Origin of the sequence: Gottfriedia acidiceleris (assembly GCF_036421055.1) — a bacterium.
Taxonomy (GTDB): Bacteria; Bacillota; Bacilli; order Bacillales; family Bacillaceae_G; genus Gottfriedia; species Gottfriedia acidiceleris_C.
This window is the reverse complement of the sequence record NZ_JAZGQS010000017.1, coordinates 20,835-47,498: the sequence shown is the minus strand read 5'-3', so window position 1 is coordinate 47,498 and position 26,664 is coordinate 20,835. Positions and strand designations below refer to the sequence as shown.

The window sequence follows — 26,664 nt, the reverse complement described above, 5'->3', positions numbered from 1 at the left end:
AGATATATAATAGTCTAAAAGTAAACAGAAAAAAAGGGCAACGACATGTTTACAAGAAACGTCGAGCCCTTTTGTATTCGAATATTAAACTAATTCGATAACAACCATTGGTGCTGCGTCTCCGCGACGAGGACCAATTTTTGCGATACGAGTGTATCCACCTTGGCGCTCAGTGTAACGAGGAGCGATGTCAGCAAATAATTTTTGTAAAGCGTCTTGACCGTTTTCAGCGTTAGCAACTTCATTACGGATGTAAGCAGCAGCTAGACGACGAGCGTGTAAGTCTCCACGTTTACCTAAAGTAATCATTTTTTCAACAACTGAACGTAACTCCTTCGCACGAGTTTCAGTAGTTTGAATACGTTCGTTGATAATTAAATCAGTAGCTAAGTCACGTAACATAGCTTTACGTTGTGAGCTAGTACGTCCTAATTTTCTGTATCCCATTTCTAGTTCCCTCCTTTGTAAGTAGTATCAAAATTGGGTCATATAGACATGAAGAGAACGCCTCTCCCTTTATCGAAGCTACAATCAGTCTTCTTTACGTAGGCCAAGACCTAACTCTTCTAACTTATGTTTTACTTCTTCTAAAGACTTACGACCTAAGTTACGTACTTTCATCATGTCTTCTTCTGTCTTATTCGCAAGCTCTTGTACAGTATTAATACCTGCTCGCTTTAAGCAGTTATATGAACGAACAGAAAGATCAAGTTCTTCAATCGTCATTTCAAGGACTTTATCTTTTTGATCTTCTTCTTTTTCGACCATGATTTCTGCATTTTTAGCTTCGTCAGTTAAACCTACAAAAATGTTTAAGTGTTCAGTAAGAATTTTTGAACCAAGTGCAATAGCATCCTTTGGTCCAATACTTCCGTCAGTCCAAACATCAAGTGTTAACTTATCGAAATTTGAAACCTGTCCCACACGTGTATTTTCAACTTGGTATGTGACACGAGACACTGGAGTGTAAATCGAGTCGATAGGAATAACACCTATTGCTTGATCCTCTCTTTTGTTACCATCTGCAGGGATGTATCCACGTCCACGTCTAGCAGTTAGACGCATACGTAAATGAGCATCTTTAGCAAGAGTTGCAATATGAAGATCTGGATTTAGAACTTCAACATCGCTATCATGCGTAATATCGGCTGCAGTAATTGGCCCTTCACCGCGTACATCAATTTCTAATGTTTTTTCTTCGTCTGAATAAATTTTCAGAGCAAGTTTTTTAACATTAAGGATAATTGTTGTAACGTCTTCTACAACACCTTCAACTGTAGAGAACTCATGTAACACGCCATCAATTTGAATAGCAGTTACAGCGGCACCAGGAAGTGAGGATAAAAGGATACGACGTAAGGAGTTACCTAGCGTTGTACCATATCCACGCTCAAGTGGTTCAATAACGAATTTACCATATTTGGAATCGTCACTGATCTCAACCGTTTCGATTTTCGGCTTTTCGATTTCAATCATTTTTTAAACCCTCCTTCAAAACGTCGAAACCCTCGGTTAGACTTATGCTAACCGAAAGTCCCTATTAGGCAGTTCCTAATTGTGCACAACAAGAGATGTCTGTTAATATTTGCCAAACATATATCATAATCCATTATAGACAATTTTTGAAAATTTATACAGACAAATTATACACGACGACGTTTTGGTGGACGGCATCCGTTATGTGGAACTGGAGTAACGTCTCTGATAGCAGTTACTTCAAGACCAGCAGCTTGAAGAGCACGGATAGCAGCCTCACGACCAGCACCCGGACCTTTAACAGTTACGTCAAGAGTTTTTAAACCGTGTTCCATAGAAGCTTTAGCAGCAGTTTCAGCAGCCATTTGTGCAGCGAATGGAGTAGATTTACGTGATCCTTTGAAACCTAATGAACCAGCGCTTGACCAAGAAATTGCGTTACCATGAACATCAGTGATTGTTACGATTGTGTTATTGAAAGTTGAACGAATATGAGCTGTACCAGCTTCAATATTCTTTTTCACACGACGTTTACGTACATTTGTTTTACGTGCCATGTTGAATACCCTCCTTTACTTAAAAAATATTATTTCTTCTTGTTCGCTACTGTACGGCGTGGGCCTTTACGAGTACGAGCATTGTTTTTAGTGTTTTGACCACGAACAGGTAAGCTACGACGGTGGCGAATACCACGATATGAACCGATTTCGATTAGACGTTTAATGTTTAAAGAAACTTCACGACGAAGATCCCCTTCAACTTTCAACTTATCGATTAATTCACGAATTTTACCTAATTCTTCTTCTGTTAAATCACGTACACGAGTGTCTTCTGAAATACCAGCTTCAGCTAAGATTTTTTCAGAAGTTGCACGACCGATTCCGTATACATAAGTTAAAGAAACAACCACGCGTTTGTCGCGAGGAATATCTACACCAGCAATACGAGCCATTCTAGTGCACCTCCTTCTTTATTAACCTTGTTTTTGTTTATGTTTTGGATTTTCACAAATTACCATTACTTTACCACGTCTGCGGATAACTTTACATTTTTCACAGATTGGTTTTACTGATGGTCTCACTTTCATGATTTCAACCTCCTTGTAGATTACGGAGTGCATATTTATTATTTAAAACGGTACGTAATACGGCCACGAGTTAAATCATATGGAGATAGTTCTACAGTAACCTTGTCACCTGGAAGAATACGAATGAAGTTCATACGAATTTTACCAGAAACGTGTGCAAGAACGACATGACCATTTTCCAATTCAACTTTGAACATCGCATTCGGAAGTGTTTCCGTAACGGTACCTTCAATTTCAATTACATCATCTTTCGCCATTAGGGCATTCTCCTTTCTTCAAATCAGTAGCTTGCTTGTAGGCAAACATACGCTTAGGAACATTAAGCCAAAGTGCTCTGATATGTTGGAGATTTTTTGGCCTACTAAAGACCTATTTATATCAATCGTTCCAAGCAAAGCTATGTTTAAGCTTTAATAACAGTATCAGTTTTGACGAAACAACAATACGTCATACACAAGGAACGACGATCTTATCGTTCATTTATTAAACTAACTCTTTTAAAAGATTATCAATGTCATTAAAAACTTTATTAATCTCTTGTTCACCTTCAATTGTTTTTACATAACCAAGATTATTGTAGAAATCAAGTAATGGTTGAGTTTGTTTGATATTTACTTCAAGGCGATTTGCAACTGTTTCTTTATTGTCATCCGCACGTTGATAAAGTTCTCCGCCACATTTAGGGCAAACACCCTCTTCAACAGGTGGATTGAAAATTAAATGATAAGTTGCTCCACACTCTTTGCAAATACGACGACCTGTTAAACGTTCAATTAAAAGTTGTTGGTCTACATGAATGTTTAACACGAAGTCAATTTTACGATTCATTACTTTCAGAGTCTCTTCTAGTGCTTCAGCCTGCGCAACTGTTCTAGGAAAGCCATCCAGTAAAAAACCATTTTGGCAATCATCTTTTGCTAATCGTTCACGTACAATACCAATTGTTACCTCATCAGGAACAAGATGACCTTGATCCATAAACGATTTTGCTTTAAGACCTAGTTCAGTGCCGTCTTTAATCGCTGCACGGAACATATCGCCAGTAGATATATGAGGAATGCCGTATTTTTCGACAATTTTCTCAGCTTGTGTGCCTTTGCCTGCACCAGGAAGCCCCATAAGAATTAAATTCATGGTTAATCCTCCTCAAAATTAGGTGAGCAATAGGGAATAAAGCATTTCCCTATGCTCGTTCTTTAATAAAGCCTTTGTAGTTTCTCTTAACAAGCTGACTTTCTAATTGTTTCATTGTTTCTAGCGCAACTCCGACTACGATTAGTAAACTTGTTCCTCCAATTTGAGCTGAAGGTGGTAAGTTCGCAATTTTACCAAAAACGATTGGTAATAAAGCGATGACAGCTAAGAAAATAGCTCCTACGAAAGTTAAACGATATAAGACTTTAATGATATATTCTTGAGTACTCTTACCTGGGCGAATACCCGGGATGTAGCCACCTTGCTTCTGAAGATTTTCAGCCATTTGCTCTGGATTAGCCTGAACAAAAGTATAAAAATATGTGAAAGCAATGATCAAGATTAAATAAAATGCCATTCCCCATGGATTATTATACGTAAAATGCGTTTTAATCCATTCAGTTACATTGTTACTTGGTAAGAACGATGCAATTGTTGAAGGAGTAATTAAAAATGAAACAGCGAAGATTACCGGAATAACCCCAGCGCCATTTACTTTTAATGGCAAGTGAGTAGATTGTCCTCCGACATAGCTATTATTTCCATTGTTACGTTTAGCATATTGAATTGGAATTTTACGATTAGCTTGTTGGATGTATATTACAGCTACGATTACTAATAGTAAAACTAAAAACACTATGCCAACTTTTACGATGTTCATGAATAGCGCATCTCCAGCACCTTGAAATTGTTGCTGATAGACTTGGTGAAGTGTATTAGGTATAGCAGCAACTATACCGCCAAAGATGATAACTGATATACCGTTCCCTACACCTTTAGCAGTAATCTGCTCACCTAACCACAATAAGAAAGATGTTCCAGCTGTTAGTACAATTGCTATATAAATATAGGTTGACCAACCTGGATTTTCAATTAACATTCCGCCAGTAACATTGTTCATACTGATTGATAATCCAATTGCTTCTACAAAACCTAGAATAATTGTGATGTATCTAGTCAGTTGAGTCAATTTACGTCGACCAATCTCACCTTGCTTCGACCATTCAGTTAACTTCGGAACAACGTCCATTTGAAGTAACTGAATAATGATTGAAGCAGTAATGTAAGGCATTATACCCATTGCAAAAATCGAGAACTGTTTAAGAGCTCCTCCACCAAATGTATTTAGCACTCCGAAAATACTAGTTGCACTATCTTGAGATGCTAATACATCGGCGTTGACGTTTGGAACAGGTATAAACGTTCCAATACGAAATACAATTAACATTAGTAACGTAAAGAATATTTTTTTTCTAATATCTGCAATGCGCATAAAGTTGGAGATTGTCCGGAACATTTTAGATCACCTCAGCATTTCCACCAGCTGCTTCGATTGCCTCTACCGCAGAAGATGAGAACTTGTGAGCTTTAACAGTAAGTTTAACTTCTAACTTACCTTTACCTAAAATCTTAATACCAGCTAATTCTTTACGAACAATACCAGTTTCGATCAGTAACTCAGGAGTTACTTCAGTTCCGTTTTCGAAGCGATTTAACGTTTCAACATTAACGATTGCGTAATCTTTACGGTTGATGTTAGTGAAACCACGTTTTGGTAAACGACGGAATAAAGGAGTTTGACCACCTTCAAATCCAAGACGAACGCCGCCACCTGAACGAGCGTTTTGTCCTTTATGACCTTTACCTGCAGTTTTACCAGTACCTGAACCAATACCACGACCGATACGTTTAGATACTTTACGAGAACCTTCTGTAGGTTTTAATTCATGAAGTTTCATTAGGGCACCTCCTTACTTATTCATGTTCAATTAAATTTCTTTTACAGATACAAGGTGAGAAACTTTGTTAATCATCCCACGCATTGCAGCGTTATCTTCTTTAACAACAGTTTGATTTGTTTTAGTAATACCTAAAGCACGAACTGTTGCGATTTGATCTTGTTTACGACCAATTACACTGCGAGTAAGGGTAATTTCTAACTGTTTAGCCATCGTTATCCCTCCTTATTAACCTAGTAATTCTTCTACAGATTTACCACGTAATTTAGCAACTTCATCCGCACGTTTTAAGTTACTTAAACCTTCGATAGTAGCACGTACAATGTTTACTGGTGTGTTAGAACCAAGAGATTTAGATAAAATATCATGTACTCCAGCAAGTTCTAATACCGCACGAACAGGACCTCCAGCGATAACTCCAGTACCTTCAGAAGCAGGTTTTAAGAATACTTCACCAGCTCCAAAACGACCAGTAATTACGTGAGGAATTGTAGTTCCAACGATTGGTACATTAATTAGATTTTTCTTAGCATCTTCAACAGCTTTACGAATAGCATCAGGTACTTCTTGAGCTTTACCAGTACCAAAACCTACATGACCGTTTTTGTCACCAACAACTACTAATGCTGCAAAGCGGAAACGACGACCACCTTTTACAACTTTAGCAACACGGTTGATCGTAACTAAGCGTTCTTCAAGCTCTAATTTATTAGGATCAATGCGACGCATGTATGTCCCTCCTTCTTTTATTAAAATTGTAAACCAGCTTCACGAGCAGCTTCAGCTAAAGCTTTTACGCGACCATGATATAAGTAACCACCGCGGTCGAATACAACTTCAGTAACACCTTTTTCAGTAGCACGTTTTGCAACTAAGCTACCAACTAATGTTGCTGCTTCGATATTACCAGTACCATTTAAAGTTAATTCTTTATCTAAAGTTGATGCACTTGCTAATGTTACACCATTAACATCATCAATGATTTGAGCATAGATATGGTTGTTTGAACGATAAACGTTTAAACGTGGACGTTCTTGAGTACCAGATAATTTAGTACGAACACGAGCATGTCTTTTTTTACGTACTGCATTTTTATCAGCCTTAAAGATCATCTTGGTCACTCCTTTCTCTTATCTAGTTATAGATTACTTCGCAGTTTTACCTTCTTTACGACGAACCATTTCGCCTTCGTAACGAATACCTTTACCTTTGTAAGGCTCTGGTGGACGTACTTGACGGATGTAAGCAGCAAGAGCGCCTACACGTTCTTTGTCGATACCTTTAATACTGATTTTAGTATTTGAAGGTACTTCGATTTCAACACCATTTTCAGGAGTGATCTCAACTGGGTGAGAATAACCAACAGCTAAAACAAGTTTGTCACCAGTTTTAGTAGCACGGTAACCTACCCCAACTAATTCAAGGTTACGAGTATAACCATTAGTTACACCTTCAACCATGTTACCTAAGATAGCACGAGTTGTACCATGAAGAGCACGGTGCTCTTTGTTATCAGTTGGACGTGCAACTGTTAATACGTTCTCGTTAACTTCGATTGTCATATCAGGGCTAAAAGTACGAGTTAACTCACCTTTAGGTCCTTTTACTGTAATAGTATTGTTGTTATTAGTAAGAGTAACTCCAGCAGGAATTACAAGTTCTTTTTTACCAACACGAGACATTCACTACACCTCCATTCTCTCTGTGTTATATTACCAAACGTATGCTAAGATTTCGCCACCAGTTTTTGCTTGACGAGCTTCTTTATCTGTCATTACACCTTTAGATGTTGAAACAATAGCAACACCTAAACCGTTAAGTACGCGAGGTACTTCGTCAGCTTTCGCGTATACACGTAAGCCAGGCTTAGAAATTCTTTTTAATCCAGTGATAACACGTTCGTTGTTCACACCATATTTTAAGAAAATACGGATGATACCTTGTTTATCATCTTCAATGTACTCAACGTCACGGATGAAACCTTCACGTTTTAGAATTTCAGCAACCTCTTTCTTTAGGTTAGAACCTGGGAATTCTAATTTCTCGTGACGTACCATGTTCGCATTACGAATGCGAGTAAGCATATCTGCAATAGGATCTGTCATGACCATGTTCAGATAACCTCCTTCCTAATATCTATAGAATTACCAACTAGCTTTTTTAACGCCAGGGATTTGTCCTTTATAAGCAAGTTCACGGAAACAAATACGGCAAAGTTTAAATTTACGTAATACTGAGTGTGGACGTCCGCAACGTTCGCAACGTGTATACTCTTGTACTTTAAATTTCTGAGCACGTTTTTGTTTCGCAATCATTGATTTTTTAGCCACGTTTTCGCCTCCTCTTCTTTAGCGCTGGCTTTCATTATTTTTGAAAAGGCATTCCGAATAATGTTAGCATTTCACGAGCTTCTTCATCAGTATTTGCAGTAGTTACAATAACGATGTCCATACCACGTACTTTGTTTACTTTATCATAATCGATCTCTGGGAAGATTAATTGCTCTTTAACACCTAAAGTGTAGTTTCCACGGCCATCGAATGCTTTTTTAGAGATTCCACGGAAGTCACGTACACGAGGTAATGTTACAGAAACTAATTTCTCAAAGAATTCATACATACGCTCACCGCGTAATGTAACTTTTGCACCGATAGGCATTCCTTCACGAAGACGGAATTGAGCGATTGATTTCTTAGCTCTAGTTACAACAGGTTTTTGACCTGCGATTAAAGTTAATTCCTCAACAGCAGTATCTAATGCTTTTGAATTTGAAACAGCCTCACCAACACCCATGTTGATGACGATCTTTTCAATTTTTGGCACTTGCATAACTGATTTATAGTTAAACTTGCTCATTAGAGCAGGAGTGATTTCATTTTGATATTTCTCGACTAGGCGGTTCATTCAGTTGACCTCCTTTCATAAATTTCTATTATTTATCAAGTAATTCGCCTGATTTTTTTGCAATACGTACTTTTTTACCATCCACTAATTGGTAACCTACGCGTGTAGGTACTCCAGTTTTTGGATCTAATGCCATAACATTAGAAACATGGATTGGTGCTTCTTTCTCGATGATGCCACCTTGTGGGTTAGCTTGAGTAGGTTTTGAGTGTTTTTTAATGATGTTAACACCTTCAACTAGTACGCGGTTATTCTTTGGAAAAGCAGCAAGGATAACACCTTGTTTTCCTTTGTCTTTACCAGAGATAACTTGAACTTTATCACCTTTTTTTACATGCATCTTCTTCGTGCACCTCCTTAATAAGGCTTTCTGAAGTATTTATTAAAGTACATTAATTAAAGTACTTCTGGAGCTAATGATACGATTTTCATGAAGTTGCTATCACGTAATTCACGTGCAACTGGTCCGAAAATACGAGTACCACGTGGGCTCTTATCATCTTTAATGATAACAGCTGCGTTTTCATCAAATTTGATGTAAGTACCGTCTGGACGACGAACACCGCGTTTCGTACGAACGATAACAGCTTTAACTACATCACCTTTTTTAACAACGCCACCTGGTGTTGCTTGTTTTACTGAACATACGATGATATCACCGATGTTAGCAGTTTTACGGCCAGAACCACCTAATACTTTAATAGTAAGTAATTCACGTGCACCTGAATTGTCAGCAACTTTTAAACGAGTTTCTTGTTGGATCATGTCAAATTGACCTCCTTTCGGATTAAGAATGATATCCGATCATCTATTAGATAATAACAGCTTCTTCTACGATTTCAACTAAACGGAAACGTTTTGTAGCTGATAATGGACGAGTCTCCATGATTTTTACGATATCGCCAACTTTTGCAGTGTTTAGCTCATCGTGCGCTTTATATTTCTTAGAATATTTAACGCGTTTACCGTATAGTTTATGTGTTTTATAAGTTTCAACTACAACAGTAATTGTCTTATCCATCTTATCAGAAACTACACGTCCTGTGTAAACTTTACGTTGGTTACGTTCGCTCACTGTGCAAACCTCCCCTCTTATTAATTATTAGAGTTAATTTCTCTTTCACGAACTACAGTTTTCATACGAGCAATTGCTTTACGAACCTCGCGGATACGAGCAGTGTTCTCTAATTGTCCTGTAGCTAATTGGAAACGAAGGTTGAATAACTCTTCTTTAAGAGATTTCACTTTTAATTCAATTTCAGCAGTGGTAAGATCGCGAATCTCATTAGTTTTCATTAGAATCACCACCATTGTCTTCACGTTTTACAAACTTACATTTAACTGGTAATTTGTGAGCTGCTAAGCGTAGTGCTTCACGAGCTACTTCTTCAGATACACCAGCGATTTCGAACATAATTTTTCCTGGTTTAACGACTGCTACCCAACCTTCTGGAGCACCTTTACCGCTACCCATACGAACCTCAAGAGGTTTAGCTGTGTAAGGCTTAGAAGGGAAGATTTTAATCCATACTTTACCGCCACGTTTCATGTAACGAGTCATAGCACGACGCGCTGCTTCAATTTGACGGTTAGTAATCCAAGAAGCTTCAGTAGATTGTAAACCGAATTCACCGAATGCTACTTCAGTACCACCTTTGGCACGTCCGCGCATTTTTCCACGATGCTCTCTTCTATATTTAACACGTTTAGGCATTAACATAATTAATTTCCTCCTTCCTCAGAAGCTTTCTTTTTTGTAGGAAGAACTTCACCTTTGTAAATCCATACTTTTACTCCTAGTTTACCGTATGTTGTATCTGCTTCTGCAGTTGCATAATCGATATCTGCACGTAATGTATGAAGTGGCACTGTACCTTCACTATATGATTCTGCACGAGCAATATCTGCTCCGCCAAGACGACCAGAAACTTGTGTTTTAATACCAAGTGCACCAGCACGCATAGCACGTTGAAGTACTTGCTTTTGAGCACGACGGAAAGAAACACGGTTTTCTAATTGACGAGCGATGTTTTCAGCTACTAATTTAGCATCAAGATCTGCTCTTTTAATTTCAATGATGTTGATATGAACACGTTTGCCAGTAAGGTTGTTTAAAGCTTTACGAAGAGCTTCAACTTCCGAACCACCTTTACCGATTACCATACCTGGTTTTGCAGTGTGAACTGTAATGTTTACACGGTTAGCAGCTCTTTCGATTTCTACTTTAGAAACAGCAGAATCTTTTAAACGAGTGCTGATGTACTCACGAATTTTGATGTCTTCATGTAAAAGATCAGCGTAATCTTTTTCAGCGTACCATTTAGATTCCCAATCTTTAATAATACCAACACGAAGTCCGACTGGATTTACCTTTTGTCCCATCGATTATCCCTCCTTCTTCTCTGATACCACGATTGTAATGTGGCTTGTGCGTTTGTTGATTGCGCTAGCACGTCCTTGTGCACGAGGGCGGAAACGTTTTAAAGTAGCACCTTCATCAACGAATACTTTTTCGATGTATAAGTTATTAACATCCATATCATAGTTATGCTCTGCGTTAGCAATAGCAGATTTTAATAATTTTTCTACAACAGGAGAAGCAGTTTTTGGTGTGTGTCGAAGGATTGCGATCGCTTCGCCAACTTGTTTACCTCGGATTAAATCGACTACTAGACGAACTTTACGAGGAGCGATACGAACTGTTCTCAGTACAGCTTTAGCTTGCATTGGAGTGCCTCCTCTCATTATCTTCTAGTTTTCTTGTCATCCGCATCGTGACCTTTATAAGTACGAGTTGGAGCAAATTCACCAAGTTTGTGACCTACCATATCTTCCGATACATATACAGGTACGTGTTTACGACCATCGTATACTGCAATAGTATGTCCGATAAATTGTGGGAAAATTGTCGAACGACGTGACCAAGTTTTAACAACTTGTTTAGAGTCAGTTTCGTTTAATTTCTCAACTTTAGCTAATAAGTGATCATCAATAAATGGACCTTTTTTTAGGCTGCGTCCCATTGTGGTACCTCCCTTCGTGATTGACCTACGGTTCTAGTGAACCGTAGCACAATCGCGTTATTTTTTACGACGACGAACGATAAACTTGTCAGACGCTTTGTTTTTCTTACGAGTTTTGTAACCAAGAGTTGGTTTACCCCATGGAGACATTGGTGATTTACGTCCGATTGGAGAGCGTCCTTCACCACCACCGTGTGGGTGATCAACTGGGTTCATTACAGATCCACGTACAGTTGGGCGTTTACCCATCCAACGAGAACGACCTGCTTTACCGATGTTAATAAGTTCGTGATGTTCGTTACCAACTTGACCTACTGTCGCGCGGCAAGTTGCTAAAATCATACGTACTTCACCAGAGTTTAAACGAACTAGTACATAACGATCTTCTTTACCTAATACTTGAGCAGAAGTACCAGCTGAACGTACTAATTGTCCTCCACGACCTGGTTTTAACTCGATGTTGTGGATTGTAGTACCTACTGGAATGTTTACAAGTGGTAAAGCGTTACCTACTTTAATATCTGCTTCAGGACCTGAAACGATTTCCATTCCTACTACTAAGTTTTTAGGAGCAAGGATGTAACGTTTTTCTCCATCAGCGTAGTTAATTAACGCAATGTTTGCAGAACGGTTTGGATCGTACTCGATTGTAGCAACGCGTCCTGGTATACCATCTTTATCTCGTTTGAAATCGATGATACGGTATTGACGTTTGTGTCCACCACCTTGGTGACGAACAGTAATTTTACCTTGGTTATTACGGCCAGCTTTTTTGCTAAGTGGTGCTAATAATGATTTTTCTGGCTTGTCAGTAGTGATCTCAGCAAAATCATTAGTAGTCATACCACGGCGACCGTTAGTGGTTGGTTTATACTTTTTGATTCCCATCGTAATTTCCCTCCTTTTCTAGTAGTTAATATTAAACGCCTTCGAATAATGTAATTTCTTGGCTATCAGCAGTTAATTTAACGATTGCTTTTCTACGACGGTTTGTGTAACCAGCATGTTTACCCATACGTTTAAACTTACCTTTGTAGTTCATTACGTTAACTTTTTCTACTTTAACACCGAAGATTGCTTCAACAGCATCTTTAACTTCAGTTTTATTAGCTCTTACATCAACTTCAAAAGTGTATTTTTTTTCAGCGATTGCTTCCATAGAAGCTTCAGTGATAACTGGGCGTTTGATAATATCACGAGGATCCTTCATTACGCAAGCACCTCCTCTACTTTTTCCACCGCAGCTTTAGTCATGATTAATGTATCATGATGTAAAACGTCGATTACGTTTACTTCATTTGCTGCAATAACTGTGATTCCAGGAATATTGCGAGCAGATAAAGCTACGTTTTCATTTAGGTCAGCTGTTACGATTAAAACTTTCTTAGCAACTGATAAGCCAGTTAATACAGTAACCATATCTTTTGTTTTTGGTGCGTTTAACGCTAAATCTTCAAGAACTAACATGTTTTGTTCTAATACTTTAGTAGATAAAGCAGATTTAATCGCTAAGCGACGTACCTTTTTAGGTAATTTATAAGAGTATGATCTTGGAGTTGGACCGAATACGATACCACCACCACGCCATTGTGGAGAACGGATTGAACCTTGACGAGCACGTCCAGTTCCTTTTTGTCTCCATGGTTTACGACCACCACCACGTACTTCAGAACGTGTTTTAACTTTGTGAGTACCTTGACGTAAAGATGCACGTTGCATCATTACAGCATCAAATAAAGCATGTTCGTTTGGAGCGATTCCGAATACAGCATCTGCTAATTCGATTTCTCCTACTTGAGCGCCTGTTTGATTAAACATAGTAACTTTAGGCATTTTATTTCCTCCTTTCTTCTAAATTAATTATTTAGATTTAACCGCAGTACGGATTGTTACGTAAGATTTTTTAGAACCTGGTACATTACCTTTTACTAAAAGTAAGTTACGTTCAACGTCAACTTTAACGATTTGTAGGTTTTGTACTGTTACTTTTTCTCCACCCATTTGACCAGGTAAAGCTTTGTTTTTGAATACACGGTTCGGAGCAACAGGACCCATTGAACCTGGACGACGGTGGTAACGAGAACCGTGAGACATTGGTCCACGAGATTGTCCGTGGCGCTTGATGCTACCTTGGAATCCTTTACCTTTTGAAGTTCCAGTTACATCAACGATGTCACCATTTGCAAAAATATCTACTTTGACTTCTTGACCAACTTCATAAGCTGATACGTCAGCGTTGCGAAGTTCACGAACGAAGCGCTTAGGTGCAGTGTTTGCTTTAGCAGAGTGTCCTTTTTCTGGTTTGTTAGCTAATTTTTCACGTTTGTCAGCGAAACCGATTTGGATAGCTTCGTAACCATCAGTTTCAGTAGTTTTCTTTTGTAAAACCACGTTTGGAGTAGCTTCGATTACAGTTACTGGAATTAACTCGCCGTTTTCAGCAAATACTTGTGTCATACCGATCTTTTTCCCTAAGATTCCTTTAGTCATAAGTCACACCTCCTGAATTTATATATAATGTTATTAAAGTTTGATTTCAATATCAACGCCAGATGGTAAATCTAGTCTCATTAATGAATCAACTGTTTGTGGAGTTGGATTCACGATATCGATTAAACGTTTGTGAGTGCGCATTTCGAATTGCTCACGAGAATCTTTGTATTTATGAACCGCACGAAGGATCGTGTAAACTGATTTCTCAGTTGGTAACGGAATCGGACCAGATACAGAAGCACCTGAACGTTTCGCTGTTTCAACGATTTTCTCTGCAGATTGATCTAAAATACGGTGATCATAAGCTTTTAAACGAATACGAATTTTTTCTTTTGCCATAATTTTCCCTCCTTTTTCGCCTATTTAAATAATAGACATACTCCATGGAAATTTCCTTACACTCGCCATGGCAAAGCGGCCGGGTGTATCAGCAACCTTCCACTTCTACGCAGTCAAAGACCAACATCATCTATTATACATAAAAAATAATGCTATTGCAAGCATTTGTTATAAGTTTAGATAAATAATGTTCTCGTCGTCTTCAGTACTTAGTTATTATATTATCTTCAATTATTAAAATCAAGCAAGAATCGGTTTTAATGCATATTTTAAATATTTCCAATTTACTTATAAAAAAAGCTTAGAAGAATAAATCTTCTAAGCTTTTAAGTTTAATTATTCAACGATTGTAGCAACTACGCCAGCGCCTACAGTACGTCCACCCTCACGGATAGAGAACTTAGTTCCTTCTTCAACAGCGATTGCGTTGATTAACTCAACAGTCATTTCGATGTTGTCGCCAGGCATAACCATTTCAACGCCTTCTGGTAATTGGATGATTCCAGTTACGTCAGTTGTACGGAAATAGAATTGTGGACGGTAGTTAGCGAAGAATGGAGTGTGACGTCCACCTTCTTCTTTAGATAAAACGTAAACTTCAGCTTTGAACTTAGTGTGTTGTTTAACTGAACCTGGTTTAGCTAAAACTTGACCACGTTGGATATCGTCACGAGCAACCCCACGAAGAAGTGCACCGATGTTATCTCCAGCTTCTGCTTGGTCAAGAAGTTTACGGAACATTTCAACACCTGTTACAGTAGTTGATTTTGGTTCTTCAACAAGACCGATGATTTCTACTACGTCACCAACTTTAACGATACCACGCTCAACACGACCAGTAGCAACTGTTCCACGACCAGTGATTGAGAATACATCCTCAACTGGCATTAAGAAAGGCTTGTCAGTTTCACGAGCTGGTGTTGGAATGTAAGAATCAACTTCAGCCATTAATTCATGAATTTTAGCTTCCCACTCAGCATCTCCTTCAAGAGCTTTAAGAGCAGAACCTTTGATTACTGGAATGTCATCGCCAGGGAATTCGTATTCTGATAATAGATCACGGATTTCCATTTCAACTAATTCAAGTAACTCTTCGTCGTCAACCATGTCACATTTGTTCATGAATACTACGATGTAAGGTACACCTACTTGACGAGATAAAAGGATGTGCTCACGTGTTTGAGGCATTGGACCATCAGCAGCAGATACTACTAAGATACCGCCGTCCATTTGAGCAGCACCAGTGATCATGTTTTTAACATAGTCAGCGTGACCTGGGCAGTCAACGTGTGCATAGTGACGAGTTTCTGTTTCGTACTCAACGTGTGCAGTAGAGATTGTGATACCACGCTCTCTTTCTTCTGGTGCACCATCGATTTGATCGTAAGCGCGAGCTTCAGCTCCACCTACTTTAGCTAATACAGTTGTAATAGCAGCAGTTAATGTAGTTTTACCATGGTCAACGTGTCCGATTGTACCAATGTTAACGTGTGGTTTAGAACGTTCGAATTTAGCTTTAGCCATTCTAAAAATCCTCCTTATAATGTAAAAAAATTATTTTTTAGTTTATATGATTATGCCATAAAGGGTAACTTGTACCCCTTATAGCTAACATCTAACATAAATAGTTATACATGATGAGAACTAAATAATCAATTACTCACCTTTATATTTTTTGATAATTTCTTCAGAAATTGATTTTGGTACATCTTCATAGTGGTCAAATACCATTGAGAACGTTCCACGACCTTGTGTGTTAGAACGTAATGAAGTTGCATATCCAAACATTTCTGAAAGTGGTACCATAGCACGAACAACTTGAGCGTTACCACGTGCTTCCATACCTTCAACGCGTCCACGACGAGAAGTAACATCACCCATGATATCTCCTAAATATTCTTCAGGGATAACAACTTCTACTTTCATTAATGGTTCAAGTAGAACTGGGTTACATTTCTTAACAGCGTTTTTAAGAGCTAATGAAGCAGCTACTTTAAACGCCATCTCGTTTGAGTCAACATCATGGTATGATCCATCGAATAATTTCGCTTTAATGTCGATTAGTGGGAAACCAGCTAATACACCATTTTTAAGTGAATCTTCAAGACCTGCAGCTACAGCCGGGATGTATTCACGAGGAACAACACCACCAACGATTGCGTTTTCAAATTCGAAGCCTTTTCCTTCTTCGTTTGGTGAGAATTCAATCCAAACGTGTCCGAATTGTCCACGTCCACCTGATTGACGAACGAATTTACCTTCTACTTGTGCAGAAGAACGGAAAGTTTCACGGTATGCTACTTGAGGAGCACCAACGTTTGCTTCTACTTTGAATTCACGACGCATACGGTCAACGATGATATCAAGGTGAAGTTCACCCATACCAGCGATGATTACTTGACCAGTTTCTTGGTCAGTGTGTGCACGGAATGTTGGATCTTCTTCAGTTAATTTTACTAATGCTTGACCCATTTTATCTTGGTCAGCTTTAGATTTTGGCTCAATAGCAATTGAGATAACTGGTTCAGGGAATTCCATAGACTCAAGAATTACTAGATTCTTTTCATCACATAAAGTATCACCAGTTGTAGTATCTTTAAGACCTACAGCTGCTGCGATATCTCCAGCGTATACTTTCGAAATCTCTTGACGAGAGTTAGCATGCATTTGTAGGATACGTCCTACACGCTCACGCTTACCTTTTGTAGAGTTTTGAACGTATGAACCAGATTCTAACGTACCTGAGTATACTCGGAAGAACGTTAATTTACCAACATAAGGATCAGTCATGATTTTGAATGCTAATGCTGCGAAAGGCTCTTCATCACTTGATGGAACAACTTTCTCTTCATCAGTATCAGGTAATGTTCCTTTAATTGCTGGTACATCTAATGGAGATGGTAAGTAATCAATTACTGCATCAAGCATTAATTGAACACCTTTGTTTTTGAAAGCAGAACCACATACTACTGGGTAGAATTGTACTGAACATGTAGCTGTACGAATAGCAGCTTTTAATTCAGGAATTGTGATTTCTTCACCTTCAAGGTATTTCATCATTAATTCTTCATCTAACTCAGCTACCGCTTCGATTAAACGACCACGGTACTCATCAGCTAGTTCTTTATATTCTTCTGGAATTTCGATTGTTTCAATGTCAGTTCCTAAGTCATTATTGTACTTAATAGCTTTCATTTCAACTAAGTCAACAATACCCCAGAAGTTATCTTCAGCACCCATCGCTAATTGGATTGGGTGAGCGTTAGCTTGTAAACGGTCATGTAATGTACCTACAGAGTATAAGAAATCCGCGCCGATTTTATCCATTTTGTTAACGAATACTACACGTGGAACTCCGTAAGTAGTTGCTTGACGCCAAACTGTTTCAGTTTGAGGCTCAACACCTGATTGTGCATCAAGTACTGCTACTGCGCCATCAAGTACACGTAGAGAACGTTCAACTTCTACAGTGAAGTCTACGTGACCTGGAGTATCAATGATATTTACACGGTGGTTATTCCACTGAGCTGTTGTAGCAGCAGATGTGATAGTGATACCACGCTCTTGCTCTTGCTCCATCCAGTCCATTTGTGAAGCTCCTTCATGAGTTTCACCAATTTTGTGAATACGACCTGTGTAATAAAGGATACGCTCAGTTGTTGTTGTTTTACCAGCATCAATGTGAGCCATGATCCCGATATTACGAGTGTTATTTAAGGAGAACTCTCTTGTCATCAGGGTTCTTTCTCCCTTCCAGTATTAGTTAGGATTTTTTAGTACAAGAAAAAGTTATTCCTATACATACTTCATGTTATTAAGTTAAGCAAGCACTACAATTAAGGAACCTTTGTGTCATCCTAAGTTATGTAATCCGACGTTCACCTATTTAATCTAGCAAGCTAAATTATAAATAGGTGAACGACTTAACCAACATTCATTATGTGCAGAAATAACTAAATTGCTTTTAATCTTACCAACGGTAGTGAGCAAACGCTTTGTTCGCTTCTGCCATTTTGTGAGTATCTTCACGTTTCTTAACTGCAGCACCTGAGTTGTTAGCTGCATCAAGAATTTCATTAGCTAAACGCTCTTCCATCGTTTTTTCTCCACGAAGACGAGCATAGTTTACTAACCAACGAAGACCTAGAGTAGTACGACGCTCTGGACGTACCTCAACTGGTACTTGGTAGTTAGAACCACCAACACGACGAGCTCTAACTTCTAGAACTGGCATGATATTTTTAAGAGCTGCTTCGAATACTTCCATTGGTTCTTTACCAGAACGTTCTTGGATTAATTCAAAAGCTCCGTATAAGATAGCTTGAGATTTTCCTCTCTTACCGTCAATCATCATTTTGTTGATTAAACGAGAAACTAATTTTGAATTGTAAATTGGATCTGGCAATACATCTCTTTTTGCAACAGGACCTTTACGTGGCATGTGATTTCCTCCTTTCGACTAAATCTTATCTATTACTTCTTAGCTGCTTTTGGTCTCTTAGTTCCGTATTTAGAACGACCTTGCATACGCTTGTCAACACCTGCAGTATCTAACGCACCACGAACGATATGGTAACGTACCCCCGGTAAGTCTTTTACACGTCCACCACGGATAAGAACAACACTGTGCTCTTGTAAGTTGTGTCCGATACCTGGGATATAAGCAGTTACCTCGATTTGGTTAGTTAAACGCACACGAGCATATTTACGTAAAGCTGAGTTTGGTTTCTTTGGAGTCATTGTACCAACACGAGTACAAACACCACGTTTTTGTGGAGCTGATAAATCAGTTGATTTTTTCTTTAATGAGTTGAAACCTTTATTTAATGCTGGTGATTTTGATTTCCATACTTTAGAAGTACGTCCATTACGCACTAACTGGTTAATAGTAGGCATGAGTTTTCCTCCCTTCAAATATTTATAAGACCACACATCCAGGTGGTTCATAATAAGTTGAAAACAAAGTTTTTGCAAGAAGGAAGAAACCTTCCTTCTCACAAAAACAGTTTTAACTGTATATTCCTAAATTAGCCCCGGATCTAACCTGCTTAGATTAGCAGTGCTATTGTCTAGGAGCAACCTTGAATATAATATCATTTTTCATCAAATGATGTCAACTCAAGTTTTAAAATATTTTAAGTTTATTTTTCAACTAATACTTCTTCGTTCATTTCAACTGATTCATTTAAATCTTTAACAAGATCTACTTTACGGTATCTATTCATACCAGTACCAGCTGGAACCAACTTACCTATAATAACATTCTCTTTCAATCCTAGCAACTCATCACGTTTTCCTTTAATCGCAGCGTCTGTTAATACACGCGTTGTTTCTTGGAATGATGCGGCAGAAAGGAATGAGTCTGTTTCTAATGATGCTTTTGTAATACCTAGTAATAATGGGCGTGCAGTAGCTGGTTGTTTACCTGCAAATAAAGCTTCTTTATTTGCTTCAGTAAATTGGTGAAGTTCTAATAATGTACCAGGTAATAAATCAGTCTCACCTGCATCCATTACACGAACTTTCTTCAGCATTTGACGAACCATTACCTCTACGTGTTTGTCACCAATTTCTACCCCTTGCATACGGTATACTTTTTGTACTTCACGTAGTAAGTATTCTTGAACAGCATTTGTACCCTTTACTTTTAGAAGTTCTTTAGGATCGATTGAACCTTCCGTCATTACTTGACCACGTTCAATTGATTCACCTTCTTGAACTTTAAGTCTAGCGCCATAAGGAACTGGGTAGTTTCTAGATTCAACTGAGCCTTGAACAATAATTTCTTGTTTATCTTTAGCGTCAGTAGAAATTGAAATAATACCATCAATTTCAGAAATAACAGCTTGACCTTTAGGATTACGCGCTTCAAATAGCTCTTGAATACGAGGTAAACCTTGAGTAATATCGTCTCCTGCTACCCCACCTGTATGGAATGTACGCATCGTTAACTGAGTACCTGGTTCACCGATTGATTGTGCAGCGATAATACCTACTGCCTCACCAACTTCAACCTCAGCACCTGTAGCTAAGTTACGGCCATAACATTTTTTACATACTCCATGGTTCGTATTACATGTGAACGCAGAACGGATATTAACTTCTTCAATACCAGCATCGATAATTTCACGCGCTAAGTCTTCTGTAATTAAATCGTTCTCTTGAGCAAGTAATACACCTGTTTCTGGGTGGCGTATAGTTGAACGTAAGTGACGACCAACTAAACGATCGTATAATCCTTCAATAATTTCGTTACCCTCTTTAATTGCTTTAACATGTAATCCACGGTCAGTACCACAATCATCTTGACGAACGATTACATCTTGTGCAACGTCAACTAGACGACGAGTTAAGTAACCTGAATCGGCTGTTTTTAGTGCTGTATCGGCAAGACCTTTACGCGCACCGTGTGTAGAGATGAAGTATTCAAGTACCGTTAGACCTTCACGGAATGAAGATTTGATTGGTAACTCTATAATACGACCAGCCGGGTTGGCCATCAGACCACGCATACCTGCAAGCTGAGTGAAGTTAGATGCGTTACCACGGGCACCAGAGTCACTCATCATGAAGATTGGGTTACGTTTATTTAGGGAAGCCATCAGTTTGCCTTGAATAACATCCTTCGCATCACTCCAAATTGCGATTACACGATCATAACGCTCATCTTCTGTGATTAAACCACGACGGAATTGTTTTAGTACTTTATCTACTTTTTCTTGAGCTTCAGCAATAATTAACTGTTTCTCAGGTAATACGATGATATCGGATACACCAACTGTAATACCAGCTTTAGTAGAGTGTCTAAACCCAAGATCTTTCATGCGGTCTAGCATTTTTGACGTTTCAGTTATTTTGAAACGTTTAAATACTTCTGCGATGATATTTCCAAGTATTTTCTTTTTGAAAGGAGCAATTTCTTCTCTACTTTCAATAATTTCTTTAATATTCGAACCTTTAGCTACAAAATACATCTGAGGAGTTTCCTTCTCAAGGTTACTCTGAGTAGGCTCATTAATATATGGGAACGATGTAGGTAAGATTTCATTGAAGATTAACTTACCAACCGTTGTGATTAATAATGAATTATTTTGTTCTTCAGTAAATGTTTCGTTATTTAATGAATTTGCTGCAACAGCAACACGAGAGTGTAAATGTACATAACCATTTTGGTATGCAATTAACGCTTCATTAATATCTTTAAATACCATACCTTCACCAACAGCGCCTGCACGCTCAAGAGTTAAGTAATAGTTACCTAATACCATATCTTGAGATGGTGTAACTACTGGTTTACCATCTTTCGGGTTCAGGATGTTTTGTGCTGCAAGCATTAGAATACGCGCTTCTGCTTGTGCTTCACTTGATAACGGTACGTGAACAGCCATTTGGTCACCATCAAAATCGGCATTGTATGCAGTACATACAAGTGGATGTAGACGGATTGCGCGGCCTTCTACCAATGTAGGTTCAAACGCTTGGATACCAAGTCTGTGCAGAGTTGGGGCACGGTTTAGTAACACCGGATGCTCACGAATAACTGATTCTAATACATCCCAAATCTCAGGGTGTAAACGCTCAATTTTACGTTTCGCAGACTTAATGTTATGTGCTAATCCACGCTCTACTAACTCTTTCATCACGAATGGCTTGAATAATTCAATTGCCATTTCTTTTGGTAATCCACATTGATACATTTGTAAGTTTGGTCCTACAACGATAACCGAACGACCAGAGTAGTCAACACGTTTACCAAGTAAGTTTTGACGGAAACGTCCTTGCTTACCTTTAAGCATGTGTGAAAGAGATTTTAATGGACGGTTACCTGGTCCAGTAACTGGACGGCCACGGCGACCATTGTCAATTAACGCATCAACTGCTTCTTGAAGCATACGTTTTTCGTTTTGTACGATGATGCTTGGTGCACCAAGGTCTAATAAACGTTTTAAACGGTTGTTACGGTTAATTACACGACGATATAAATCGTTTAGATCTGAAGTTGCAAAACGTCCACCATCTAATTGAACCATAGGTCGTAATTCAGGTGGGATTACTGGTAGCACATCTAAGATCATCCAAGAAGGCTCATTACCAGAGTTACGGAATGCTTCTAAAACTTCTAAACGTTTAATTGCTCTTGTACGACGTTGACCTTGAGCCGTTTTTAACTCTTCTTTTAATGAATCAACATCTTTTTCAAGATTAATATCGCTTAATAACTTTTTAATTGCTTCAGCACCCATAGATGCTTGGAAAGTTTGACCGTAACGCTCACGATAAGCACGGAACTCTTTCTCAGAAAGCAATTGTTTCTTTTCTAAAGGAGTATCTCCAGCTTCTGTTACTACGTAAGAAGCAAAGTAGATTACTTCTTCCAGAGCACGAGGGGACATGTCTAAAACAAGTCCCATTCGGCTTGGAATACCTTTGAAATACCAAATATGTGATACTGGTGCAGCTAATTCAATGTGACCCATACGCTCACGACGTACTTTTGCACGAGTTACTTCAACTCCACAACGATCACAAACTACACCTTTATAACGTACACGTTTATATTTTCCGCAGTGACATTCCCAATCTTTCGTAGGACCGAAAATGCGTTCACAGAAAAGACCATCTTTTTCAGGTTTTAATGTACGGTAGTTAATTGTTTCAGGTTTTTTAATTTCCCCGTATGACCACGAGCGAATTTTGTCAGGCGATGCAAGTCCGATCTTCATATACTCGAAATTATTTACATCTATCAAGGGGCCTACCTCCCTTTCTGTCCTAAGGTTTTACCCTGTATAATACTTATTCTTTTACGTATTCCATATCCATCGCTAAATGTTCTGAAGCTTGATCATCATCATCTTCAGTATCACGCATTTCAATTTCTTCGTCTGTAGCAGACATCATCTTAACATCCATACCAAGTGACTGTAATTCTTTAATTAATACTTTGAATGATTCAGGAACACCAGGTTCCGGTACATTTTCACCTTTAACGATTGCTTCGTATGTTTTCACACGTCCAACAACGTCGTCAGATTTAACTGTTAAGATTTCTTGTAGTGTGTAAGCAGCACCGTATGCTTCAAGTGCCCAAACCTCCATCTCACCAAAACGTTGTCCACCAAATTGTGCTTTACCACCAAGTGGTTGTTGCGTAACAAGTGAGTAAGGTCCTGTTGAACGAGCATGTAGCTTATCGTCAACCATGTGTGCAAGTTTAATCATATACATGACACCAACAGATACACGGTTATCGAATGGCTCACCTGTACGTCCATCATAAAGTACAGTTTTCGCATCACGTGCCATACCAGCTTCTTCAATTGTTCCCCAAACATCTTCCTCACGCGCTCCGTCAAATACTGGAGAAGCAACATGAATGCCAAGATATCTTGCAGCCATACCTAAGTGTAGCTCTAATACTTGACCGATGTTCATACGAGAAGGTACCCCTAATGGGTTTAACATGATATCAACTGGCGTTCCATCAGGTAAGAATGGCATATCTTCTTCTGGTAAAATACGAGAGATAACCCCTTTATTACCATGTCGTCCAGCCATTTTATCCCCTTCAGAGATTTTACGTTTCTGAACGATATAAACACGAACAAGTTGGTTTACTCCTGGTGGTAATTCATCACCGTTTTCACGAGTGAATACTTTTACATCAAGAATAATTCCGCCTCCACCGTGTGGAACACGTAAAGATGTATCACGAACTTCACGAGCTTTTTCACCGAAGATTGCATGTAGAAGACGTTCTTCAGCAGTTAATTCCGTTACACCTTTAGGCGTTACTTTACCAACTAATAAATCCCCATCTTTTACTTCCGCACCAATTCGGATAATTCCACGCTCATCAAGATTTTTAAGTGCATCTTCACCAACGTTTGGAATATCACGAGTGATTTCTTCAGGTCCTAATTTTGTATCACGAGCTTCTGATTCATATTCTTCAATATGAACTGAAGTGTATACATCTTCTTTAACAAGACGACGACTCATAATGATCGCATCTTCGTAGTTGTAACCATCCCATGTCATGAATGCTACTAATACGTTACGTCCTAGAGCTAATTCACCTTTTTCCATTGAAGGTCCATCTGCAAGAATTTCGCCTCTTACTACTTCGTCACCAACACTTACGATTGGGCGTTGGTTATAACAAGTACCTTGGTTAGAACGTACGAATTTTAACATACGATATTTATCAAGGTCACCTTTTACTTTTTGTCCATCTACTTCTAAGTAGCGACGTACCCAAACTTCTTTCGCTTCAACACGTTCAACGATACCTGGATGTTTACAAATTACTGCAGCACCTGAGTCTTTTGCTGAAACGTATTCCATACCTGTACCTACGATTGGAGATTCAGGGTTTAATAACGGTACTGCTTGACGTTGCATGTTCGCTCCCATTAGGGCACGGTTCGAGTCATCGTTCTCTAAGAAAGGAATACACGCTGTCGCAGCTGATACTACTTGTTTTGGAGATACATCCATGTAGTCAATACGCTCACGTTTTACAACAGTGTTGTCTCCACGGAAACGAGCAACTACATCTTCATCTAAGAAACTACCATCTTCACCTAATCGAGCATTCGCTTGGGCTACAACGTATAGATCCTCTTCATCTGCAGTTAAGTAATCAATTTTATCAGTTAGACGTCCAGTTTCAGAGTCTACACGACGATAAGGAGTTTCAATGAAACCAAATTGATTTACTTTTGCATAAGAAGAAAGTGAGTTAATTAATCCGATGTTTGGTCCCTCAGGCGTTTCAATCGGACACATACGACCATAGTGAGAGTAATGAACGTCACGTACTTCAAATCCTGCACGTTCACGTGTTAAACCACCTGGTCCAAGTGCTGATAGTCTTCGTTTATGAGTTAATTCAGCAAGAGGATTCGTTTGGTCCATGAATTGAGATAGCTGTGAACTACCAAAGAATTCTTTAATTGAAGCAATTACAGGGCGAATATTAATTAATGCCTGTGGAGTAACTGCATTTGTATCTTGAATTGACATACGTTCACGTACTACACGTTCCATACGAGATAGACCGATACGGAATTGGTTTTGAAGTAATTCACCAACTGAACGTAAACGACGATTTCCTAAATGGTCAATATCGTCAGTGTCACCTACGTTATGTAGCAGGTTAAAGAAGTAAGAAATTGAAGCGATGATGTCCGCAGGTGAAATGTTTTTCACACTTTTGCTTACATTCGCATTTCCAATAACTTGAATAACTTGTTCACCATCTTCTACAGGAGCGTAAATTTTAATAGATTGTAAAGTAATCTCATCTTCTAATACGCCACCAGCAGGGTGAGCAACTTTTTCACCGATATTCTTTTCTAAGAATGGAAGAATACGGTCTAACGTACGGCGATCAAGAGTTGTCCCTTTTTCTACAATAATTTCACCAGTTTCTGGATCCACTAGCGTTTCTGCAATACGTTGGTTAAACAGTCTATTTTTAATGTGTAATTTTTTATTTATTTTGTAGCGTCCAACACTAGCTAAGTCATAACGCTTCGGATCAAAGAAGCGAGTGATTAATAGGTTTTTAGCGTTTTCTACTGTAGGTGGTTCACCTGGACGTAATCTTTCATAGATTTCAAGAAGCGCCTTTTCAGTGCTATCTGTGTTATCTTTTTCAAGAGTATTACGTAGGTATTCATTTTCGCCTAATAAGTCTAGAATCTCTTGGTCTGTACCAAACCCAAGCGAACGTAGTAGTACCGTTACAGGTAATTTTCTTGTACGGTCAATACGTACATAAACTACATCCTTCGCGTCCGTTTCGTACTCTAACCAAGCACCACGGTTCGGAATAACTGTAGCCGTAAAACCTTTTTTACCATTTTTGTCAATCTTTCCACTATAGTACACACTTGGAGAACGTACTAATTGTGAAACGATTACACGTTCAGCACCATTAATAATGAATGTGCCTGTGTCCGTCATCAGTGGGAAATCCCCCATGAAAACGTCTTGCTCCTTAACTTCGCCAGTTTCCTTATTTAATAGGCGAACTTTTACTCGAAGTGGAGCAGCGTAGTTTACGTCACGCTCTTTCGATTCTTCTACAACATACTTCGGCTCACCTAAACTGTAATCAATGAACTCTAATGATAGATTACCTGTGAAATCCTCAATTGGTGAAATGTCTTGGAACATTTCTCTCAAACCTTCATCTAAAAACCATTGGTAAGATGCTGTTTGAATTTCAATTAAGTTAGGTAACTCTAAAACTTCACTGATACGAGCATAACTTCTGCGTTGGCGGTGTCGTCCATATTGAACTAGTTGACCTGTCAACATATTCACCCCTTAAATTAAGAGTATTTATAACAAAAAAATAGTAACAAATAAGCAGAAAAATACCCCTTACTTGTTAGAC

The 26,664-nt window shown here is 38.7% G+C and carries 35 protein-coding genes; all 35 read right to left on the bottom strand.

Annotated elements, in window-relative coordinates:
* Window positions 1-84: 84 nt before the first annotated feature.
* On the bottom strand, window positions 85-447 hold the full coding sequence (gene rplQ, locus RAH41_RS20070) for a 50S ribosomal protein L17 (protein WP_056467487.1): 363 nt from the start codon (window positions 445-447) through the stop codon (window positions 85-87).
* Between the two features lie 84 nt (window positions 448-531).
* The gene (locus RAH41_RS20065; RefSeq protein WP_056467484.1) at window positions 532-1,476 is read right to left on the bottom strand and encodes a DNA-directed RNA polymerase subunit alpha; all 945 of its coding nucleotides are present in this window, start codon (window positions 1,474-1,476) and stop codon (window positions 532-534) included.
* Between the two features lie 167 nt (window positions 1,477-1,643).
* Window positions 1,644-2,033 (bottom strand): 30S ribosomal protein S11, encoded by a 390-nt coding sequence (rpsK, locus tag RAH41_RS20060; protein ID WP_056467481.1) that lies wholly within the window; start codon window positions 2,031-2,033, stop codon window positions 1,644-1,646.
* A gap of 29 nt (window positions 2,034-2,062) precedes the next feature.
* The gene (gene rpsM / locus RAH41_RS20055) at window positions 2,063-2,428 is read right to left on the bottom strand and encodes a 30S ribosomal protein S13 (RefSeq protein WP_056467478.1); all 366 of its coding nucleotides are present in this window, start codon (window positions 2,426-2,428) and stop codon (window positions 2,063-2,065) included.
* A 21-nt stretch (window positions 2,429-2,449) separates the two neighbouring features.
* Window positions 2,450-2,563 (bottom strand): 50S ribosomal protein L36, encoded by a 114-nt coding sequence (gene rpmJ / locus RAH41_RS20050; RefSeq protein ID WP_000868344.1) that lies wholly within the window; start codon window positions 2,561-2,563, stop codon window positions 2,450-2,452.
* 38 nt (window positions 2,564-2,601) lie between these two features.
* Entirely contained in the window at window positions 2,602-2,820 is a 219-nt protein-coding gene (infA, locus tag RAH41_RS20045) for a translation initiation factor IF-1 (RefSeq protein ID WP_056467475.1), read from the bottom strand.
* 226 nt (window positions 2,821-3,046) lie between these two features.
* Complete coding sequence (locus RAH41_RS20040) at window positions 3,047-3,697, bottom strand: adenylate kinase (RefSeq protein ID WP_331225040.1); 651 nt, start codon at window positions 3,695-3,697, stop codon at window positions 3,047-3,049.
* Window positions 3,698-3,746: 49 nt separating this feature from the next.
* Window positions 3,747-5,054, bottom strand: a complete 1,308-nt coding sequence (secY, locus tag RAH41_RS20035) for a preprotein translocase subunit SecY (RefSeq protein WP_331225039.1) — start codon at window positions 5,052-5,054, stop codon at window positions 3,747-3,749.
* A gap of 1 nt (window position 5,055) precedes the next feature.
* Window positions 5,056-5,496 carry a 50S ribosomal protein L15 gene (gene rplO, locus RAH41_RS20030; protein ID WP_056467467.1) on the bottom strand — a complete coding sequence of 147 codons (441 nt, stop codon included), beginning with the start codon at window positions 5,494-5,496 and terminating at the stop codon, window positions 5,056-5,058.
* 30 nt (window positions 5,497-5,526) lie between these two features.
* Window positions 5,527-5,709, bottom strand: a complete 183-nt coding sequence (gene rpmD / locus RAH41_RS20025) for a 50S ribosomal protein L30 (protein WP_088070790.1) — start codon at window positions 5,707-5,709, stop codon at window positions 5,527-5,529.
* Window positions 5,710-5,724: 15 nt separating this feature from the next.
* Window positions 5,725-6,225: a 30S ribosomal protein S5 gene (rpsE, locus tag RAH41_RS20020; protein WP_056467462.1), complete on the bottom strand. Its 501-nt coding sequence runs from the start codon at window positions 6,223-6,225 to the stop codon at window positions 5,725-5,727.
* Between the two features lie 20 nt (window positions 6,226-6,245).
* Window positions 6,246-6,608, bottom strand: coding sequence for a 50S ribosomal protein L18 (rplR, locus tag RAH41_RS20015; RefSeq protein WP_098848446.1), 363 nt, complete (start codon window positions 6,606-6,608; stop codon window positions 6,246-6,248).
* Window positions 6,609-6,641: 33 nt separating this feature from the next.
* Window positions 6,642-7,178 (bottom strand): 50S ribosomal protein L6, encoded by a 537-nt coding sequence (rplF, locus tag RAH41_RS20010; protein ID WP_056467456.1) that lies wholly within the window; start codon window positions 7,176-7,178, stop codon window positions 6,642-6,644.
* A 30-nt stretch (window positions 7,179-7,208) separates the two neighbouring features.
* On the bottom strand, window positions 7,209-7,607 hold the full coding sequence (gene rpsH / locus RAH41_RS20005; RefSeq protein WP_056467453.1) for a 30S ribosomal protein S8: 399 nt from the start codon (window positions 7,605-7,607) through the stop codon (window positions 7,209-7,211).
* Window positions 7,608-7,640: 33 nt separating this feature from the next.
* On the bottom strand, window positions 7,641-7,826 hold the full coding sequence (locus RAH41_RS20000; RefSeq protein ID WP_056467450.1) for a type Z 30S ribosomal protein S14: 186 nt from the start codon (window positions 7,824-7,826) through the stop codon (window positions 7,641-7,643).
* 34 nt (window positions 7,827-7,860) lie between these two features.
* On the bottom strand, window positions 7,861-8,400 hold the full coding sequence (gene rplE / locus RAH41_RS19995) for a 50S ribosomal protein L5 (RefSeq protein ID WP_248267601.1): 540 nt from the start codon (window positions 8,398-8,400) through the stop codon (window positions 7,861-7,863).
* A 28-nt stretch (window positions 8,401-8,428) separates the two neighbouring features.
* On the bottom strand, window positions 8,429-8,740 hold the full coding sequence (gene rplX, locus RAH41_RS19990; protein WP_056467443.1) for a 50S ribosomal protein L24: 312 nt from the start codon (window positions 8,738-8,740) through the stop codon (window positions 8,429-8,431).
* A 56-nt stretch (window positions 8,741-8,796) separates the two neighbouring features.
* Window positions 8,797-9,165 (bottom strand): 50S ribosomal protein L14, encoded by a 369-nt coding sequence (rplN, locus tag RAH41_RS19985; RefSeq protein WP_088014602.1) that lies wholly within the window; start codon window positions 9,163-9,165, stop codon window positions 8,797-8,799.
* 46 nt (window positions 9,166-9,211) lie between these two features.
* The gene (gene rpsQ / locus RAH41_RS19980) at window positions 9,212-9,475 is read right to left on the bottom strand and encodes a 30S ribosomal protein S17 (RefSeq protein ID WP_056467437.1); all 264 of its coding nucleotides are present in this window, start codon (window positions 9,473-9,475) and stop codon (window positions 9,212-9,214) included.
* A gap of 20 nt (window positions 9,476-9,495) precedes the next feature.
* Window positions 9,496-9,696, bottom strand: a complete 201-nt coding sequence (gene rpmC, locus RAH41_RS19975) for a 50S ribosomal protein L29 (protein WP_056467434.1) — start codon at window positions 9,694-9,696, stop codon at window positions 9,496-9,498.
* Window positions 9,686-10,120, bottom strand: a complete 435-nt coding sequence (rplP, locus tag RAH41_RS19970; protein WP_069033611.1) for a 50S ribosomal protein L16 — start codon at window positions 10,118-10,120, stop codon at window positions 9,686-9,688. Before rplP ends, rpmC begins: the two co-directional genes overlap by 11 nt.
* A 2-nt stretch (window positions 10,121-10,122) precedes the next feature.
* Window positions 10,123-10,782 (bottom strand): 30S ribosomal protein S3, encoded by a 660-nt coding sequence (gene rpsC, locus RAH41_RS19965; RefSeq protein WP_088014603.1) that lies wholly within the window; start codon window positions 10,780-10,782, stop codon window positions 10,123-10,125.
* Window positions 10,783-10,785: 3 nt separating this feature from the next.
* Entirely contained in the window at window positions 10,786-11,127 is a 342-nt protein-coding gene (gene rplV / locus RAH41_RS19960) for a 50S ribosomal protein L22 (RefSeq protein WP_056467425.1), read from the bottom strand.
* 17 nt (window positions 11,128-11,144) lie between these two features.
* Window positions 11,145-11,423 carry a 30S ribosomal protein S19 gene (rpsS, locus tag RAH41_RS19955; RefSeq protein ID WP_069033610.1) on the bottom strand — a complete coding sequence of 93 codons (279 nt, stop codon included), beginning with the start codon at window positions 11,421-11,423 and terminating at the stop codon, window positions 11,145-11,147.
* Window positions 11,424-11,480: 57 nt separating this feature from the next.
* Window positions 11,481-12,311 (bottom strand): 50S ribosomal protein L2, encoded by an 831-nt coding sequence (gene rplB / locus RAH41_RS19950; RefSeq protein WP_056467419.1) that lies wholly within the window; start codon window positions 12,309-12,311, stop codon window positions 11,481-11,483.
* A gap of 31 nt (window positions 12,312-12,342) precedes the next feature.
* The gene (rplW, locus tag RAH41_RS19945; RefSeq protein WP_056467416.1) at window positions 12,343-12,633 is read right to left on the bottom strand and encodes a 50S ribosomal protein L23; all 291 of its coding nucleotides are present in this window, start codon (window positions 12,631-12,633) and stop codon (window positions 12,343-12,345) included.
* Entirely contained in the window at window positions 12,633-13,256 is a 624-nt protein-coding gene (gene rplD / locus RAH41_RS19940) for a 50S ribosomal protein L4 (protein WP_331225034.1), read from the bottom strand. Before rplD ends, rplW begins: the two co-directional genes overlap by 1 nt.
* 27 nt (window positions 13,257-13,283) lie before the next feature.
* Window positions 13,284-13,913, bottom strand: coding sequence for a 50S ribosomal protein L3 (gene rplC / locus RAH41_RS19935; protein WP_056467410.1), 630 nt, complete (start codon window positions 13,911-13,913; stop codon window positions 13,284-13,286).
* A 33-nt stretch (window positions 13,914-13,946) separates the two neighbouring features.
* Window positions 13,947-14,255, bottom strand: coding sequence for a 30S ribosomal protein S10 (gene rpsJ, locus RAH41_RS19930; RefSeq protein ID WP_056467407.1), 309 nt, complete (start codon window positions 14,253-14,255; stop codon window positions 13,947-13,949).
* A gap of 336 nt (window positions 14,256-14,591) precedes the next feature.
* A complete protein-coding gene (gene tuf, locus RAH41_RS19925; protein WP_088014606.1) occupies window positions 14,592-15,779 on the bottom strand; it encodes an elongation factor Tu in 1,188 nt (395 codons plus the stop codon).
* A gap of 132 nt (window positions 15,780-15,911) precedes the next feature.
* On the bottom strand, window positions 15,912-17,990 hold the full coding sequence (gene fusA / locus RAH41_RS19920) for an elongation factor G (RefSeq protein WP_331225030.1): 2,079 nt from the start codon (window positions 17,988-17,990) through the stop codon (window positions 15,912-15,914).
* Window positions 17,991-18,225: 235 nt separating this feature from the next.
* On the bottom strand, window positions 18,226-18,696 hold the full coding sequence (gene rpsG / locus RAH41_RS19915; RefSeq protein ID WP_088014608.1) for a 30S ribosomal protein S7: 471 nt from the start codon (window positions 18,694-18,696) through the stop codon (window positions 18,226-18,228).
* 32 nt (window positions 18,697-18,728) lie between these two features.
* Window positions 18,729-19,151, bottom strand: coding sequence for a 30S ribosomal protein S12 (gene rpsL, locus RAH41_RS19910; RefSeq protein ID WP_056467392.1), 423 nt, complete (start codon window positions 19,149-19,151; stop codon window positions 18,729-18,731).
* Window positions 19,152-19,396: 245 nt separating this feature from the next.
* Window positions 19,397-23,005, bottom strand: a complete 3,609-nt coding sequence (rpoC, locus tag RAH41_RS19905; protein ID WP_331225028.1) for a DNA-directed RNA polymerase subunit beta' — start codon at window positions 23,003-23,005, stop codon at window positions 19,397-19,399.
* Window positions 23,006-23,051: 46 nt separating this feature from the next.
* A complete protein-coding gene (gene rpoB / locus RAH41_RS19900) occupies window positions 23,052-26,582 on the bottom strand; it encodes a DNA-directed RNA polymerase subunit beta (RefSeq protein ID WP_331225026.1) in 3,531 nt (1,176 codons plus the stop codon).
* Window positions 26,583-26,664 lie beyond the last annotated feature (82 nt).